Annotated in this window: 15 protein-coding genes; 9 read left to right on the top strand and 6 right to left on the bottom strand. The window is 72.5% G+C overall.

All coding sequences use genetic code 11. From position 1 onward, the window contains the following. Positions 1 to 88: 88 nt before the first annotated feature. The 3 genes from FLX07_RS37180 (at position 89) to FLX07_RS25605 (ending at position 4,405) form a co-directional block, all read left to right on the top strand. Positions 89 to 1,330 carry a MurR/RpiR family transcriptional regulator gene (locus tag FLX07_RS37180; protein WP_223853826.1) on the top strand — a complete coding sequence of 414 codons (1,242 nt, stop codon included), beginning with the start codon at positions 89 to 91 and terminating at the stop codon, positions 1,328 to 1,330. Positions 1,331 to 1,488: 158 nt separating this feature from the next. Then, on the top strand, positions 1,489 to 3,165 hold the full coding sequence (gene hutU / locus FLX07_RS25600) for a urocanate hydratase (protein ID WP_142574314.1): 1,677 nt from the start codon (positions 1,489 to 1,491) through the stop codon (positions 3,163 to 3,165). After that, positions 3,158 to 4,405 carry an allantoate amidohydrolase gene (locus tag FLX07_RS25605; protein ID WP_223853827.1) on the top strand — a complete coding sequence of 416 codons (1,248 nt, stop codon included), beginning with the start codon at positions 3,158 to 3,160 and terminating at the stop codon, positions 4,403 to 4,405. Before hutU ends, FLX07_RS25605 begins: the two co-directional genes overlap by 8 nt. Positions 4,406 to 4,461: 56 nt before the next feature. On the opposite strand, the gene FLX07_RS25610 is transcribed toward FLX07_RS25605, so the two are convergent. The 5 genes from FLX07_RS25610 to FLX07_RS25630 form a co-directional block, all read right to left on the bottom strand. Further along, positions 4,462 to 4,941, bottom strand: a complete 480-nt coding sequence (locus FLX07_RS25610) for a hypothetical protein (protein ID WP_142574189.1) — start codon at positions 4,939 to 4,941, stop codon at positions 4,462 to 4,464. Between the two features lie 12 nt (positions 4,942 to 4,953). After that, positions 4,954 to 5,202: a hypothetical protein gene (locus tag FLX07_RS25615; RefSeq protein ID WP_142574191.1), complete on the bottom strand. Its 249-nt coding sequence runs from the start codon at positions 5,200 to 5,202 to the stop codon at positions 4,954 to 4,956. Between the two features lie 90 nt (positions 5,203 to 5,292). Next, complete coding sequence (locus FLX07_RS25620; RefSeq protein ID WP_142574192.1) at positions 5,293 to 7,728, bottom strand: Tex family protein; 2,436 nt, start codon at positions 7,726 to 7,728, stop codon at positions 5,293 to 5,295. 143 nt (positions 7,729 to 7,871) lie between these two features. Further along, positions 7,872 to 8,309 carry a hypothetical protein gene (locus FLX07_RS25625; protein WP_142574194.1) on the bottom strand — a complete coding sequence of 146 codons (438 nt, stop codon included), beginning with the start codon at positions 8,307 to 8,309 and terminating at the stop codon, positions 7,872 to 7,874. A 125-nt stretch (positions 8,310 to 8,434) separates the two neighbouring features. After that, positions 8,435 to 10,183: a RecQ family ATP-dependent DNA helicase gene (locus FLX07_RS25630; RefSeq protein WP_142574196.1), complete on the bottom strand. Its 1,749-nt coding sequence runs from the start codon at positions 10,181 to 10,183 to the stop codon at positions 8,435 to 8,437. A 106-nt stretch (positions 10,184 to 10,289) separates the two neighbouring features. On the opposite strand from FLX07_RS25630, the gene FLX07_RS25635 reads away from it, so the two are divergent. From FLX07_RS25635 to FLX07_RS25645, 3 genes are all read left to right on the top strand, one after another. After that, complete coding sequence (locus FLX07_RS25635) at positions 10,290 to 11,291, top strand: NADPH:quinone reductase (protein ID WP_244311169.1); 1,002 nt, start codon at positions 10,290 to 10,292, stop codon at positions 11,289 to 11,291. Positions 11,292 to 11,357: 66 nt separating this feature from the next. Next, complete coding sequence (locus FLX07_RS25640; protein WP_142574199.1) at positions 11,358 to 12,317, top strand: Ppx/GppA family phosphatase; 960 nt, start codon at positions 11,358 to 11,360, stop codon at positions 12,315 to 12,317. Between the two features lie 119 nt (positions 12,318 to 12,436). After that, positions 12,437 to 12,769: a hypothetical protein gene (locus tag FLX07_RS25645; protein WP_142574201.1), complete on the top strand. Its 333-nt coding sequence runs from the start codon at positions 12,437 to 12,439 to the stop codon at positions 12,767 to 12,769. A gap of 91 nt (positions 12,770 to 12,860) precedes the next feature. On the opposite strand, the gene FLX07_RS36635 is transcribed toward FLX07_RS25645, so the two are convergent. Further along, a complete protein-coding gene (locus FLX07_RS36635; RefSeq protein WP_167748385.1) occupies positions 12,861 to 13,001 on the bottom strand; it encodes a hypothetical protein in 141 nt (46 codons plus the stop codon). 131 nt (positions 13,002 to 13,132) lie between these two features. Between FLX07_RS36635 and FLX07_RS25650 the strand changes: the two genes are divergently transcribed. The 3 genes from FLX07_RS25650 (at position 13,133) to FLX07_RS25660 (ending at position 14,621) form a co-directional block, all read left to right on the top strand. Next, the gene (locus FLX07_RS25650) at positions 13,133 to 13,633 is read left to right on the top strand and encodes a metallophosphoesterase family protein (protein ID WP_142574203.1); all 501 of its coding nucleotides are present in this window, start codon (positions 13,133 to 13,135) and stop codon (positions 13,631 to 13,633) included. 28 nt (positions 13,634 to 13,661) lie between these two features. Further along, the gene (locus tag FLX07_RS25655; protein WP_142574205.1) at positions 13,662 to 14,054 is read left to right on the top strand and encodes a DUF5709 domain-containing protein; all 393 of its coding nucleotides are present in this window, start codon (positions 13,662 to 13,664) and stop codon (positions 14,052 to 14,054) included. Between the two features lie 153 nt (positions 14,055 to 14,207). Then, positions 14,208 to 14,621, top strand: a complete 414-nt coding sequence (locus FLX07_RS25660; protein ID WP_142574207.1) for a PH domain-containing protein — start codon at positions 14,208 to 14,210, stop codon at positions 14,619 to 14,621. Positions 14,622 to 14,665 lie beyond the last annotated feature (44 nt).

The following is a 14,665-nucleotide window of genomic DNA, read 5'->3' on the forward strand; positions in this document are numbered from 1 at the left end:
ATCAGACTAGGCAATCTCCGCACCGGTCGCGCTGGCGGTGCCTTGCCTGTGGACAACGCTCCCTGGAGACTGCATCGTGAATGAAAGTATGCAGACCGAACGGTCCGCCCAGCCCGGCGCGGCCGGGCGAGGCGGGGGGACGATGAACACCGGCCACAACGCGGACGACGGCCTGGCCCGCCACCGCGACGAGCACGACGAGCACGACGAGCACGACGAGGGTGACGGCCGTGACGGCCGTGACGGCCGTGCTGAGGACGCCGAGGGTGACGGTCGCGCTGCGGGCGACGACCGTGACGTCCTCGGTGACCTCGACGGCGTTGGTGGGCTCGACGGCGTTGGCGGCCCTGACGGCGCCGCCGCATCGCGCCTGCTGCGGCTGTTCGAGGGGCAGCGGCTGACGCCCGTGCAGCGCAGGATCGCTCATTGCCTCGCGCAGCACGCCGCCGAGGCGCCGTTCCTGTCGAGCATCGAAGTGGCCGAGCTGGCCGGGGTCAGCCAGCCGTCGGTGACCCGCTTCGCGATGGCGCTGGGCTACAGCGGATACCCCGGCCTCCGGCGCAGGTTCCGCGAGCTGGACGTTCGGCCCGGCGGGGGACGGGCCGTAGCCGGCCGGGACGGGGAGGACGCCGGACCGGATGCCGGCGCCTCCGCGCAGGCGGTTGCCCCCCGGCTCTCCGGCGGCGGTGCCGCCGTGCGAGGCGGGGGCCGGCGGGAGGAGGCCGATCCCGGCCTGGATCAGGCGACGGGTCCGGGCGGCGATTACCGGCGGGCCGTGCTCGCGGAGATCGAGAACCTGCGCGCCCTCGCCCGGTCGCTCGACGACCCCGGACCCGTCGCCGAGGCCGCCCGCCTGCTCGCCGCCTCGCGGCCGCTGCCGGTGCTGGGCCTGCGGGCCGCCGCGGCCCAGGCCGCCGGGTTCGCCTACTTCGCCGCGAAGGTCCACCCCGACGTACGGCCCCTGCACGAGGCGGGGTCGCTCCTGGTCGACCGTGTCGAGCAGGCGGCGGCGGCCGGGGCGACGGCTTTGCTGTGCTTCGCCCTGCCGCGCTACCCGGCCGAACTGGTGGACGCCCTCCGCGCCGCCCGCACGGCCGGGCTGACCGTCGTCACGGTCGCAGACCGGCGGGTGCCGTCCCTCGCCAGTCTGTCGCACGTTCTGCTCACCGCCGAGGTGGGCACGCACCTGGTGTTCGACACGGCGTGCGCACCCATGATGCTCGGCCGGGTGCTGATCGAGGCGATGTGCGACGCACTGCCCGGTGCGCAGGCCCGTCTGGAGGCGTTCGAGGCATCGGCCGCCGCCCGTGGAGTGTTCCTCATTGACTGAATCTATTCATTCACTCAGGATGGATGAGACTCACTGAATAGGACCATGCGCCGCGGGCGCGGGTGGAAGGAGGGCTCGTGGCCGACGACGGCGCTCACAACGACGGCGCTCATAACGACGGGGCTCCACACGACCGGGCTTCCGGCGACCGGGCTCCCATTCGAGCTCCCATCCGAGCTCCGCGCGGTGGCACGCTGAACACGCGGGGCTGGCAGCAGGAGGCCGCCCTTCGCATGCTCATGAACAACCTCGATCCCGAGGTCGCCGAGCATCCGGAGCGGCTCGTCGTCTACGGCGGCAGCGGCAAGGCGGCCCGCGACTGGCCCTCGTACGACGCGATCGTGCGCGAGCTCACCACCCTGCGGGCCGACGAGACGCTGCTGGTGCAGTCGGGCCGGCCGGTCGGCGTGATGACCACCCACGAGTGGGCCCCCCGGGTGCTCATCGCCAACTCCAACCTCGTCGGCGACTGGGCGACGTGGCCGGAGTTCCGGCGGCTGGAGCAGCTCGGGCTCACGATGTACGGGCAGATGACGGCCGGTTCGTGGATCTACATCGGCACCCAGGGCATCCTGCAGGGGACGTACGAGACGTTCTCGGCGGTCGGGGCCAAGCGGTTCGGCGGCAGTCTCGCCGGCACGATCACGCTCACCGCCGGGCTCGGCGGCATGGGCGGCGCGCAGCCGCTCGCGGTCACGATGAACGGCGGCGTGGCGATCTGCGTCGACTGCGACCCGCGCAGCGTCGAGCGCCGCATCGGCCACCGCTACCTCGACGTCCGGGCCGACAGCCTCGACGAGGCGTTGCGCCTGGCGTACGAGGCCAGGGACGCGCGCCGCCCCCTGTCGATCGGGGTCGTGGCCAACGCGGCCGAGGCCCTGCCCGCCCTGCTGGCGGGGGGTGCGGAGATCGACGTCGTGACCGACCAGACGAGCGCGCACGACCCGCTGGCCTACCTGCCGCTGGGCGTCGCGTTCGAGGACATGGCCGCGCTGGCGCGCAAGGACCCCGAGGGCTTCACCCGCCGGGCCCGCGAGTCGATGGCCCGGCACGTCGAGGCGATGGTCGGCTTCCAGGACGCGGGCGCGGAGGTGTTCGACTACGGCAACTCGATCAGAGGCGAGGCGAGCCTCGCCGGGTATGCCCGGGCGTTCGACTTCCCGGGATTCGTGCCGGCCTACATCCGGCCGCTGTTCTGCGAGGGGAAGGGCCCGTTCCGGTGGGCGGCGCTGTCCGGCGACCCGGCCGACATCGCGACGACCGACCGCGCGATCCTCGATCTCTTCCCCGACAACGAGCCGCTGGCCCGGTGGATCAGGATGGCGGGGGAGCGGGTGCGCTTCCAGGGCCTGCCCGCGCGGATCTGCTGGCTGGGGTACGGCGAGCGCGACCGGGCCGGGGAGCGGTTCAACGACCTCGTCGCCTCCGGGGACATCTCCGCGCCCATCGTGATCGGCAGGGACCACCTCGACTGCGGCTCGGTCGCCTCGCCCTACCGCGAGACGGAGGGCATGCTCGACGGCTCCGACGCGATCGCCGACTGGCCGCTGCTCAACGCCATGGTCAACGTGGCCTCCGGCGCGTCCTGGGTGTCGATCCACCACGGCGGCGGGGTGGGCATCGGCCGTTCCATCCACGCCGGACAGGTCACCGTCGCCGACGGCACGCCGCTGGCGGGTGAGAAGATCCGCCGGGTGCTGACCAACGACCCCGGCATGGGCGTGATCCGGCACGTGGACGCCGGATACGACCGCGCCGCCGAGGTCGCCCATGAGCGGGGGGTACGCGTTCCGATGGCGGAGGCGGAGCCGGCCGGCCCCGGCGCCGATGTCTGAGGGGGCCGCGCCGGTCCTGCCGGAGGAGGTGGCGGACGGCTTCCGCCGGATGTGGCGCGGCCTGCTCCCCGTGGGCCGGTGCGACGCGACGGGCGGATACCGCCGGCACGCCTGGACGGCGGCTGACGCGCAGTGCCGGGCCTGGTTCGCCGAACAGGCTGCGGAGCGCGGCCTGGCATACGAGACCGACCGCAACGGCAACCAGTGGGCCTGGCTGGGCGACCCCACGGCGGGTGACGCCGTGGTGACCGGCTCCCACCTGGACTCGGTGCCCGACGGCGGGGCGTACGACGGCCCGCTGGGCGTGGTGGGAGCGTTCGCCGCGCTCGACGCCCTGCGGGCGCGCGGCGTGCGGCCGGAGCGGCCGCTGGCGGTGGTGAACTTCACCGAGGAGGAGGGCGCCAGATTCGGCCTCGCCTGCCTGGGATCGCGGCTGATGACCGGCGCCGTCCGTCCCGAGACGGCGGGGGCGCTACGCGACGCGGACGGCGTCACCCTGACGACGGCGATGGAGCGGACGGGACACGACCCGGCGCTCGCCGGGCGTGACGACGAGCGCCTCGCGCGGATCGGCGCGTTCGTGGAACTGCACGTGGAGCAGGGCCGCCACCTCGCCGCCACGCCGCACCCGGTCGGCGTCGCCTCCGCGATCTGGCCGCACGGCCGCTGGCGTTTCGACTTCCGCGGGGAGGCCAACCACGCCGGGACCACCCGGCTGGAGGACCGGCGCGATCCCATGCCGGCGTACGCGGCGGCGGTGCTGGCCGCCCGGGCCAACGCCGAGCGTCTGGGCGCCCTGGCCACCTTCGGCAGGATCAGGGTCGAGCCCAACGGCACCAACGCGATCGCGTCGCTGGTCAGCGCCTGGCTCGACTGCCGAGCGCCGGAGGCCGCCCTGCTGGACAGGCTCGTCGAGGAGACGGCGCGGGCGGCCGAGGGGGCCGAGGTGATCCGTGAGTCCTACACGGCGACCGTGAACTTCGACCTGCCTCTGCGCGACCGCGTCGCGCGCGTCCTCGGCGGCGCGCCCGTGCTGCCCACAGGGGCGGGGCACGACGCGGGCATCCTCGCCGGGGCGATCCCGGCGGCCATGCTGTTCGTGCGCAATCCCACGGGCGTCTCGCACTCGCCGTACGAGCACGCCGAGGAGGCCGACTGCCTCGCCGGGGTCGCCGCCCTCGCCGCCGTCCTGGAGGACCTGCTCACGTCGGCCGGCGACGGTCTCGGCGCGGCTCCCTGAGCGCGCGGACGGCCTCGCCACGGGTCACGCGGAGGTGGTCGTCAGGACATTCGAGGTCATGGAAGCAGCAACCGGAATCCAAAAATCACGGGGGATTCGCTCCGGGTCTTGGCAAAGCCGTAATCGCCGATCTGTTCGAGCAAAGACAGAAATCCCCGTATTTTCGGGCCTATATGCTTTTTAAGGCTAACAATGCTTGTTTGCCCCCTGATGGGTGACTGGAGGCGTTTGCTGCATCTAGCGTGAGAATCAGGGTCCAGATCCAAGGTTCGATGGATCGATTCGAGCTCCGTGAATTCGGATTTCATCCGCTTTCTCATCACGGAGCCGACGAAGGGATACCCATGTTCAAAGAAGCATTGGCTGCTGCCGTCATGACGGCTTCGGCCCTCGTCGTCCCTGTCGCGATGCAGACGCAGGCCGCCAACGCGGCCGGCACGACCGAGCAGGTCATCCGGCCGTCGACCACGGGGGACTGCCCGGGAGGCAGATGCCGCAGTAGGCACCACTACCGTCACCACCGCCACCACCGTCATCACCGGGAGTATTCACCGCAGCAGCAGCAGCAGCAACAGCAGCAACAGCAGGGCCGTGGGGGTCAGCAGCAGCAGCAACAGCAGCAGCAGCAACAGCAGCAGTGACCCAATGACCGTCCATCGTTCCTGATCAACCCTGTGCCCCGCGTATCGCTTCGCGGGGCATTTTCCGTCGCCGGCGGACGCGCCCGGCGCAGCGAGGGGTCCGGTGCACCCAGGGTCCGGCGGGCGCGGGTCCAGCGCATCGAGGGTCCAGCGCATCGAGGGTCCAGCGCAGCGAGGGTCCGGCGGACGCGGGCCCGGCGCACCGAGGGCGGGCGCCGGGCTACAGAGGCCGGAACGGCGGGACCGTCAGCGGGAGCGGCGGTCGCCGGAGCCGGGGTCGGTCAGACCGGCCCGGCGCAGGGCCTCGGCCATGGCCCCGCCGCCCGAGCCCCGTCCGTTGCCGCGGCCTGACCCGCCCCTGCCATCCTGGCTCTGGCCGCCCTGGTTCTGACCGCCCTGGGTTTGGCCGCCCTGATTCTGACGGGACTGGTTCTGGCGGGACTGGTTCTGCCGCGGCTGGCCGCGCCGTCCGCCCTGCCGGTCGTCACGGGCCGCGTCGTCCGGCCCGCCCTTGCGGCCGCCGTTGCCCGCCGTCTCGGTGTCCAGACGTAGCGTGAGCGAGATGCGCTTGCGCTGGAGGTCCACGTCGAGCACCTTGACCCGGACGACGTCGCCGGACTTGACCACCTCGCGGGGGTCCTTCACGAAGGAGTTGGACATCGCGGAAACGTGGACCAGGCCGTCCTGGTGCACGCCGACGTCGACGAACGCCCCGAACGCGGCGACGTTGGTGACGACGCCCTCAAGGATCATTCCGGGCGACAGGTCGGACGGCTTCTCGACGCCCTCCTTGAAGGTGGCGGTCTTGAACGCCGGGCGGGGGTCGCGGCCCGGCTTCTCCAGTTCCCCGAGGATGTCGGTGACGGTCGGCAGGCCGAAGGTGTCGTCGACGAACTGCGACGGCTTCAGCGAGCGGAGCGCCGAGGTGTTGCCGATCAGCGTGCGCAGGTCGCCCTTGGTGAAGTCGAGGATGCGGCGCACCACCGGGTAGGCCTCCGGGTGCACGCTGGAGGCGTCGAGGGGGTCGTCGCCGCCCGGGATCCGCAGGAAGCCCGCGCACTGCTCGAACGCCTTCGGGCCGAGCCGCGGCACATCTTTCAGCCCCGTGCGTGAGCGGAACGGGCCGTTGGCGTCGCGGTGCGCGACGATGTTCTCCGCCAGCCCGGCGCTGATGCCGGAGACCCGGGTCAGCAGCGGAGGGGAGGCGGTGTTGACGTCCACACCCACCGCGTTCACGCAGTCCTCCACCACCGCGTCGAGCGAGCGCGACAGCTTCACCTCGGACATGTCGTGCTGGTACTGGCCGACGCCGATGGACTTCGGGTCGATCTTGACCAGTTCGGCCAGCGGGTCCTGCAGGCGCCGCGCGATCGACACCGCGCCGCGCAGCGAGACGTCCAGGCCGGGCAGCTCCTGCGAGGCGTAGGCCGACGCGGAGTACACCGAGGCCCCGGCCTCCGAGACCACGATCTTGGTGAGGTGCGGCATGTGCTTGACCAGCTCACCGGCGAGCTTGTCGGTCTCCCGCGACGCGGTGCCGTTGCCGATGGCGATCAGCTCCACGTCGTGCGCGGTCGCCAGCCGGGCCAGCACCGCGAGCGACTGGTCCCACTGCCGCCTGGGCTCGTGCGGATAGATCGTCTCGGTCGCCACGACCTTGCCGGTGCCGTCCACGACCGCGACCTTGACGCCGGTGCGCAGCCCCGGGTCGAGACCCATGGTCGGCCGCGTCCCGGCGGGGGCGGCCAGCAGCAGGTCGCGCAGGTTGGTCGCGAAGACGCGCACGGCCTCCTCCTCGGCCGCCTGCCACAACCGGGTGCGCAGGTCGATGCCCAGATGCACGAGAACGCGCGTCCGCCAGGCCCAGCGGACGGTGTCGAGCAGCCACCTGTCGGCCGGACGGCCGAGGTCGGCGACGCCGAAGCGCCGCGCGATCCGCGCCTCGTAGTCGTTCGGCTCCTCGGCCTCCGGGTCGAGGGTGAGCGTGAGCACCTCCTCCTTCTCGCCCCGGAACATCGCGAGGATGCGATGCGAGGGCAGGCGGGGGAAGGGCTCGGAGAAGTCGAAGTAGTCGGAGAACTTGGCCCCGGACTCCTGCTTGTCCTCCCGCACCTGGGAGATCAGCCGCCCGCGGGACCACATCCGCTCCCGCAGGTCGCCGATGAGGTCGGCGTCCTCGGCGAAACGCTCGACGAGAATGGCCCTGGCGCCCTCCAGCGCGGCGGCGGCGTCGGCCACGCCCTCGCGCACGTACCCCTCGGCGGTCGCCTGGGGGTTCAGCGACGGGTCGGCGAGCAGCGCGTCCGCCAGCGGCTCCAGCCCCAGCTCCCTGGCGATCTGCGCCTTCGTGCGGCGCTTGGGCTTGAAGGGCAGGTAGATGTCCTCCAGCCGGGCCTTCGAGTCGGCCTCCATGATCCGCGCTTCGAGGGCCTCGTCGAGCTTGCCCTGCGAGCGGATCGAGTCGAGGATGGCGGCCCGCCGCTCCTCCAGCTCGCGCAGGTAGCGCAGCCGCTCCTCCAGCGTGCGCAACTGGGCGTCGTCGAGCGCGCCCGTGGCCTCCTTGCGGTAGCGGGCGATGAACGGCACCGTCGACCCGCCGTCGAGCAGGTCGACGGCCGCGGTGACCTGACTCTCGCGCACGCCGAGTTCTTCGGCGATCCGCTGCTGAATGGACGTCGTCACGATCCTGATCCGCCTTCTTCCGAGTCCGGCCTCTCCGGGGGCCGCCCTCTCCGGGGGCTCTCATTCTGCCGGATCCGCCGGGCCCCCTCACTCGGCCTGTGGACAACCGGTGTGCGGGCCCGAGGCCGGCCGCCACCGCCATCTCAGCGGACGTGGAGCTGCTCGTACAGGCCGGCGCCGGCCAGCAGCAGGAGCGCGAGGGTGAGCAGCGCGGGCGACGCGAACGGCGCGCCCCGTGCGGGCGCCTCGCCGGCCGGGGCGTCGAGCGGGGCGTCGAGCGGGGCGTTCAGCGGGGCGTCGAGCGGGGCGTCGAGCGGTGTGTCGAGCGGGGGCCGGCCCAGCGTGATCTTCGGACGGTGGGCCAGGTAGCCGGTGGAGAACGTGGTCACGGTGCCGCAGCCGCATGCCGGGCAGGTCATCCCGGACCAGGGTGGCTGGACGGCCACGTCGTCCCGGGTCCACACCACGACGTCGACGCCCTGCTCGTCGCGCGCACGGTGGACGACGTACTCCTCCTCCCAGACGCGCAGGCAGTGCAGGCACTCGAACGGCCACGCCTCCCTGCTGATTGCCTCCCGCACCGGTATCACCCCCGAACTCACGACCTCCGCCTATGAGTCTCAACGCGGGATGAAACTACTGCAAGTGGTGCTAAGGACACGATCGGTAATTATTGCCCAGCGGGTCGGGTGCTTCTCATGCTCCGTCAGACCACTTCGAGCAGCTCGTCGACCACGCCGAGCGCCAGCGTCTTGTAGCCCACGGAGTCGAACAGCACCGTGATGCGGTCCTGCTCGCGGCTCATCACGATCCCGTGCCCCCACTCGGTGTGCCGTACGTCCGCGTGCATGGGGAACCGCTCGTCGCCGGTCTCCGGCGGGGTCGCCGTACCCGAGCGGCAGGTGTCGCAGTCGCCGCACGACCGCTCGTACGGCTCGCCGAAATACTCCAGCAGGAAGCGGCGCCGGCAGCCGGTCGTCTCCGCGTAGCCGCGCATCATCTCCAGCCGGGAGTCCTCTATCCGGTGCCGGAGATCGTCGATCTCCACGGCGCGGGCGGCGGCCTCGTCCGGCGGCGGGCCGTCCGGCGCGTAACGCAGGGCGCCGCCGTGGGTGACCTCGACCGCGCCCGCCCGTTCGAGCAGGTTGACATGCGAGGTCAGCCTGGTGGCGCCGATGTCGAGGAGCTCGCGCAGGTCGGCGGCGGCCACCTCCCCGCCGTGCTCGTGGACCAGCGTCGCGACGCGCCGCATCAGGGCCTCGTCCGCGCGGCCCGCGGCGAAGAACCTGCGCAGCCCCAGATCCTCGGGCCGGTAGAACAGCACGGTGTCGGCAGGGTTGCCGTCCCGGCCCGCCCGGCCGATCTCCTGGTAGTACGCGTCGAGCGACTCGGGGGGCGTGGCGTGCAGCACGTAGCGCACGTCGTGCTTGTCGATGCCCATCCCGAAGGCCGAGGTCGCCACGACGGTGTCGAGGTCGTCGTCCTGGAACCGCTCGTGGATGTGGCGGCGTTCCTTCGCCTTCATCCCCGCGTGGTACGCCTCGGCCCGGCGGCCGCGCTCCTTCAGCAGGCCGGCGTACTCCTCGGCCTGGCGCCGCGTCGCCACGTAGATCAGCCCGACGCCGTCCAGCGCTGCGGCGTGGTCGGCCAGGGCCCTGCGCTTGTCGTCGTCGCTCGTGAACCGGTGGACCTCGAGATGGAGGTTGGGCCGGTCGAATCCCCGCACGATCTGCTGGGCCCCGATCAGGCCGAGCGACTCGACGATCTCCTCGCGCACGGTCGGCGCGGCCGTGGCCGTCATCGCGATCACCGGGGGATGGCCCAGACGCTCGATGACCTTGCCGAGCCGCAGGTACTCCGGCCGGAAGTCGTGACCCCAGGCGGACACGCAGTGCGCCTCGTCCACGGCGATCAGGGAGGGCCGGGCCTGGGCCAGCCGCTCGACCACCTCGGGCTTGGCGAGCTGCTCCGGTGACAGGAACACGTATTCGGCGTCGCCCGCCGTGACCTGGTCGAGCCCCGCCTCGACCGAGCCGGCCGAGTTGACCGCCACCGCGCCTGCGGCCCCCGCCTTCAGCAGGCCCATGACCTGGTCGCGCTGCAGGGCGATGAGCGGCGAGACGACGACCGTCGGGCCCTCCAGCAGCAACCCGGGCACCTGGTAGACGGCCGACTTGCCGCCGCCGGTCGGCATCACCAGCAGCACGTCGCGCCCCGCGAGCAGGAGCTCCATCGCCTCCTGCTGGCCCGGGCGCAGCTGCTGCCAGCCGAAGGCCTCCCTGGCCGTGGCCCGCAGGCGCCTGCCTCTGCGTCCGAAACGCCGGCCGAAACGGCCTCCCGCCCAGCCACTGGCCCAGCTTCCCGACCAGTCCCTCGACCAGCCGCCTCCCGTGCCGCCGAGCCTGTCACCGGCCCTTCCGCCGGACAGGCCTCCGTACCTCTGCCTGACGCTCATTCCACCGCACCCCCTCGCCCGATCGGCCTGCAACTACCCGAGCGAAAAGAGCCGAACCGGAATAGTGTCACGGGCCCGGCGGCTTGCAGCCGGTATGAGAGCGATCGTGTATTCCGAGACCGGTGACAGCGGCGTCCTGCGCCTGACCGACCGGCCGGTGCCCGAGCCGGGGTCCGGAGAGGTACGCGTGCGGGTGGTGCGCTCGGGCGTCAACCCGACCGACTGGAAGTCGCGGCGCGGCGCGTTGAGCCATCCGGAGGCCGTGCCCAACCAGGACGGCGCCGGAATCGTGGACGCCGCCGGGCCCGGCGTGACAGGAGTGGCCGCGGGAGACCGGGTGTGGCTGTGGGAGGCCGCCTGGGGGCGGCCGGACGGCACCGCCCAGGAGTATGTCGTCCTGCCCGAGCGGCAGGTCGTGCCGCTGCCGCACGGAGCCTCCCTCGACCTCGGCGCGAGCCTCGGCATCCCCGCGCTGACCGCGCATCGCTGCCTGACCGTGGCCGAGGGCGGGCCGGACCGGCTCGCCCCCGGGGCCCTCGACGGCAGGACCGTCCTGGTCGCGGGCGGCGCCGGGGCCGTGGGCAACGCCGCGATCCAGCTCGCCCGCTGGGCCGGGGCGGCCGTGGTGGCCACGGTCAGCGGGCCGGAGAAGGCGGCGCTGGCCCGGGCCGCGGGGGCGCACCACGTGGTGAACTACCGCACCGGGGATCCGGCTGCGCAGATCCGCGCCGTGGCCCCGGAGGGCGCCGACATCGTGGTGGAGGTCGCGCCGGGGCCCAACGCCGTCCTGGACAGGGCGGTCACCGCGCCGCAGGGAGTCGTCGCGGTGTACGCGAACAACGGGGGAGACGACGTCGCGCTGTCGGTGCGGGAGCTGTTCACCCGCAACATCCGCTACCAATTCGTGCTCGTCTACACGGTTCCCGAGGCCGTGAAGGACGCCGCGGTCACCGACGTGCGCGCGGCGGTCGCGGCGGGGGCGCTGCGGGTGGGGGAGGAGGCCGGGCTGCCCCTCCACCACTTCCCGCTGGAGCGTACGGCGGACGCCCACGACGCGGTCGAGTCGGGTGCGGTCGGCAAGGTGCTCGTGGACGTCGCACCCGAGTGAGCCCCCTGTGAGTCCGGGGGTCGAGAGACGATGGAACCTTTCCCCGCGGGCGGTAGCGTCGGGGGCATGCGACTCGGAGTCCTGGACGTCGGTTCCAACACGGTGCACCTGCTGGTGATGGACGCGCATCAGGGTGCCCGGCCTCTGCCCGCCTACTCCCACAAGGAGGAGCTGCGGCTGGCCGAGCATCTCGTCGACGGCGACAGGCTCGGCGAGGAGGGCGCGGCCCGGCTCGGCGCCTTCGTGCGCGAAGCGGCCCGCATCGCCGAGGACAAGGGCGTGGAGGACCTGATCGCCTTCGCCACCTCGGCGGTCCGCGACGCGGTCAACGGAGAGGACGTGCTGGCCCAGATCAAGGCCGACACCCGGGTGGACATCCAGGTGCTGTCGGGGGACGACGAGGCCAGGCTGACGTTCCTGGCCGTCCGCCGCTGGTTCGGCTGGTCCTCGGGGCGGCTCCTGGTGGCCGACATCGGGGGCGGGTCGCTGGAGATCGCCTCCGGCATCGACGAGGAGCCCGACGTCGCCGTCTCCCTCCCGCTCGGCGCCGGACGGCTCACCCGCGACTGGTTCACCGCCGACCCACCCGGTCCCGAAGAGGTCCGCGCGCTGCGGAGGCACGTACGCACCGAGATCGCGCGGACGGTCGGGACGATCGCCAGGTACGGCAGGCCGGACCACGCGGTCGCCACGTCCAAGACCTTCCGCCAGCTCGCGCGCATCGCGGGGGCGGCGTCGTCCGACGAGGGCCCGTACGTCAGGCGGGTGCTGACGCACGAGGACGTGGTCGAGTGGACGGCCCGGCTGGCCACGATGCCGGCGGCCCGCCGGGCGGAGCTTCCCGGCGTGTCCGCGGGGCGGGCCGCGCAGCTTCTCGCCGGCGCGGTCGTCGCGGACGCCGCGATGGACCTGTTCGAGCTGCCGGTGCTGGAGATCTGCCCGTGGGCGCTGCGGGAGGGCGTGATCCTGCGCAGGCTCGACGGCCTGCCCATGGGTCGGTCCCGCTGGCCAATCAGTAAGGTATGAAGGTCATCCAAACGGGGCAAGGCACCAACAACCGGCAATTTTCGTTCCTCTACGTGGCAGGTGATCTTCCGCCGGCCACCGGAGTGCCGTAATCGGGGTCGACCTCTGGAGGAATCTCAATGGTTGAGCTGCTGGGAGCCGTGGTCTCCCTGGCGGCGGTGGCGGCGCTGGTGCTCGGAGCCGTGGTGGTCATCGCGATCGCCACCCTCATCTGGCTGGGTGCGATGGCGGTGGGCACCGGGCGCGAGTCCTACGGGCGGGTGACACCCGTCCCGGCGGGCGCGGACGCTTCCGGGAAAGAACCCGTCAGTGCGTCCGGCAGAGCGCCCGTCAGCGGTTCCGGGAGACCGTCCGTCAACGCGTCCGGCAACGGAAACGTGAGCGGGCGCACCGCGGGCCGGGGCGTGGACCGGCAGGTCCGGACCATCACCGCCTCCGCGCGTCGCGCGTAGCGAGGCCCACGCCGCCGTCAGCGTCCCCGTCAGGTCCTTCCTGGCGGGGACACCGTCGGTCCGGGGCGCGTCGCCCCCGGCCGGGCCGCCGTCAGCGGCTCTCCCTGCTCTGGCCGGACAGCGTCTTGACCAGCTCGGTCAGGTGGGCGACCTGAGTCTCCAGCCCGCGTACGCGTGCCTCGAGCTGGGACAGGGTGAGGGCCTGGTAGCCGTCGGCGATCTGCCTGCTCATCGTTCCTCCCGAGCGGGACCGGCCGGGGGAGGCCGGTTTAGGGGTGCAGGGCATGGGGGTGGTGCGGGCCCTGAATCCCTATTCCCCGAATATGTGATTTGGCACCTGTCTTTCGCGGGGAAGATGGGACGGTGAAGGTCGTCGTGCTCGCGGACACCCACGCCCCCCGGCGCTGGAAGTCCTGCCCGCCCGCGGTCGCCGAGCACCTGCGGGGGGCGGACCTGATCCTGCACGCCGGCGACGTCTGCACCGCCGACGTGCTGGTGGAGCTGTCCGCGTACGCTCCGGTCCACGCGGTGCTCGGCAACAACGACGGCCCGGACGTCGCCGCCTGGGGCGCCCCCGAGACGCTCGAACTCGACCTCGGCGGGCTCCGGGTGGCGATGATCCACGACAGCGGACAGGCCGCCGGACGGACCGCGCGGATGCGGCGCCGCTTTCCCGAGGCCGGCCTGGTCGTCTTCGGCCACTCGCATATTCCCATGGATCTGACCGGCGACGGGGTGCGGGTGTTCAACCCCGGCTCGCCCACCGACCGCCGCCGCCAGCCGTACGGCACCATCGGAATACTCGACGTCGAGCGCGGCGTGCTGCGGCGAGCCGAGATCGTCCCCGTCACCCGGCCTGCCTAAGGGCCGTACGGCGGGGCATGGGACCGGTATGCGACAGAACAGACCACAGCCCGACCCGCGTTCGCGGTTCGAGGACGAGGGCATTCCGGACCTGCAGGAGGGCACGCCCGAGCAGCAGTGGGCCGAGGACCCGCAGGAGATGCCGCTGCCCGGCGACCGGCCCCTGGGCCTCGACGAGTACGGCACCACGCCCAACGAGATGCGCGAGGGCGAGTCCCTCGGCCGTCGCCTGTCCCGCGAGGTCCCCGAGGAGGACGTCCGGTCCGGCACGGAGGCCGACCGGGCCGGCCGCCTCGTCGATCCGGACGGCGGCATGGGCGTGGACACCGAGAAGGACATGATCGCCGAGGACGTGGGGCCGGATTTCGGCGGCTACACGGCGGAGGAGCAGGCGATGCGCATTGAGGACGAGGCGCCGTAGCACGAGACGCCGCAACCCGGGACGACACACGACGACGCCCGACGAGACGTCACGGGGGGAGACGGCGGCGGCCGGGCCACCTGGCCGCCGCCGCATGGCCTGCGGGGCCGGGAAGAAGCCGCGAGAAGACCTCGCATTCGTTACGCTGCCTCGATGGCGGGAGTTGAGGAGTCGCGGCACGAATGGCGGGTGCCGCGCAGGATCGTTGCGCTGAAGGCCGCCGGCACGATGCTGTGCGGTGTGCTGGCGATCGCCGGCGACGGCCCACAGCTCTTCCTCGCCGGCGTGGCCACCGTGGGCTTCGGCCTGCTGACCGGCCGCGACCTGGTCGCGCCGGTGCGGCTCGCGGCGGGGCAGGACGGGCTCGTCGTCACCGGGTTCTCCGGCCGGGAACGCATCTCCTGGAACGACGTGGACCGCATCCGGGTGGACTCGCATCGCCGCTACGGCCTGACGACCGAGCTGCTGGAGATCGACGCCGGCGAGCAGATCCACCTGTTCAGCCGTTTCGACCTCGGCGAGCCGGTCGTCGACGTGGCCGAGATGCTCATGCGGATGCGCCCCTGATCCGTGCGCGTCGCGGTTCGGGAACGATGCAAGCCGATCGCAAG

Source organism: Microbispora bryophytorum (assembly GCF_006874465.1).
Taxonomy (GTDB): domain Bacteria; phylum Actinomycetota; class Actinomycetes; order Streptosporangiales; family Streptosporangiaceae; genus Microbispora; species Microbispora bryophytorum.

Bases quoted from the DNA above. Each gene is read 5' to 3' on its own strand.
- FLX07_RS25630 (WP_142574196.1), bottom strand. From the start codon at position 10,183: ATGAGCGTCAGGCAGAGGTACGGAGGCCTGTCCGGCGGAAGGGCCGGT.
- FLX07_RS25640 (WP_142574199.1), top strand. From the start codon at position 11,358: ATGCGACTCGGAGTCCTGGACGTCGGTTCCAACACGGTGCACCTGCTG.
- FLX07_RS25660 (WP_142574207.1), top strand. From the start codon at position 14,208: ATGGCGGGAGTTGAGGAGTCGCGGCACGAATGGCGGGTGCCGCGCAGG.
- FLX07_RS36635 (WP_167748385.1), bottom strand. From the start codon at position 13,001: ATGAGCAGGCAGATCGCCGACGGCTACCAGGCCCTCACCCTGTCCCAG.
- FLX07_RS25605 (WP_223853827.1), top strand. From the start codon at position 3,158: ATGTCTGAGGGGGCCGCGCCGGTCCTGCCGGAGGAGGTGGCGGACGGC.
- FLX07_RS25610 (WP_142574189.1), bottom strand. From the start codon at position 4,941: ATGACGGTGGTGGCGGTGGTGACGGTAGTGGTGCCTACTGCGGCATCT.
- FLX07_RS25615 (WP_142574191.1), bottom strand. From the start codon at position 5,202: ATGCGCTGGACCCTCGATGCGCTGGACCCGCGCCCGCCGGACCCTGGG.
- FLX07_RS25645 (WP_142574201.1), top strand. From the start codon at position 12,437: ATGGTTGAGCTGCTGGGAGCCGTGGTCTCCCTGGCGGCGGTGGCGGCG.
- FLX07_RS37180 (WP_223853826.1), top strand. From the start codon at position 89: ATGCAGACCGAACGGTCCGCCCAGCCCGGCGCGGCCGGGCGAGGCGGG.
- FLX07_RS25655 (WP_142574205.1), top strand. From the start codon at position 13,662: ATGCGACAGAACAGACCACAGCCCGACCCGCGTTCGCGGTTCGAGGAC.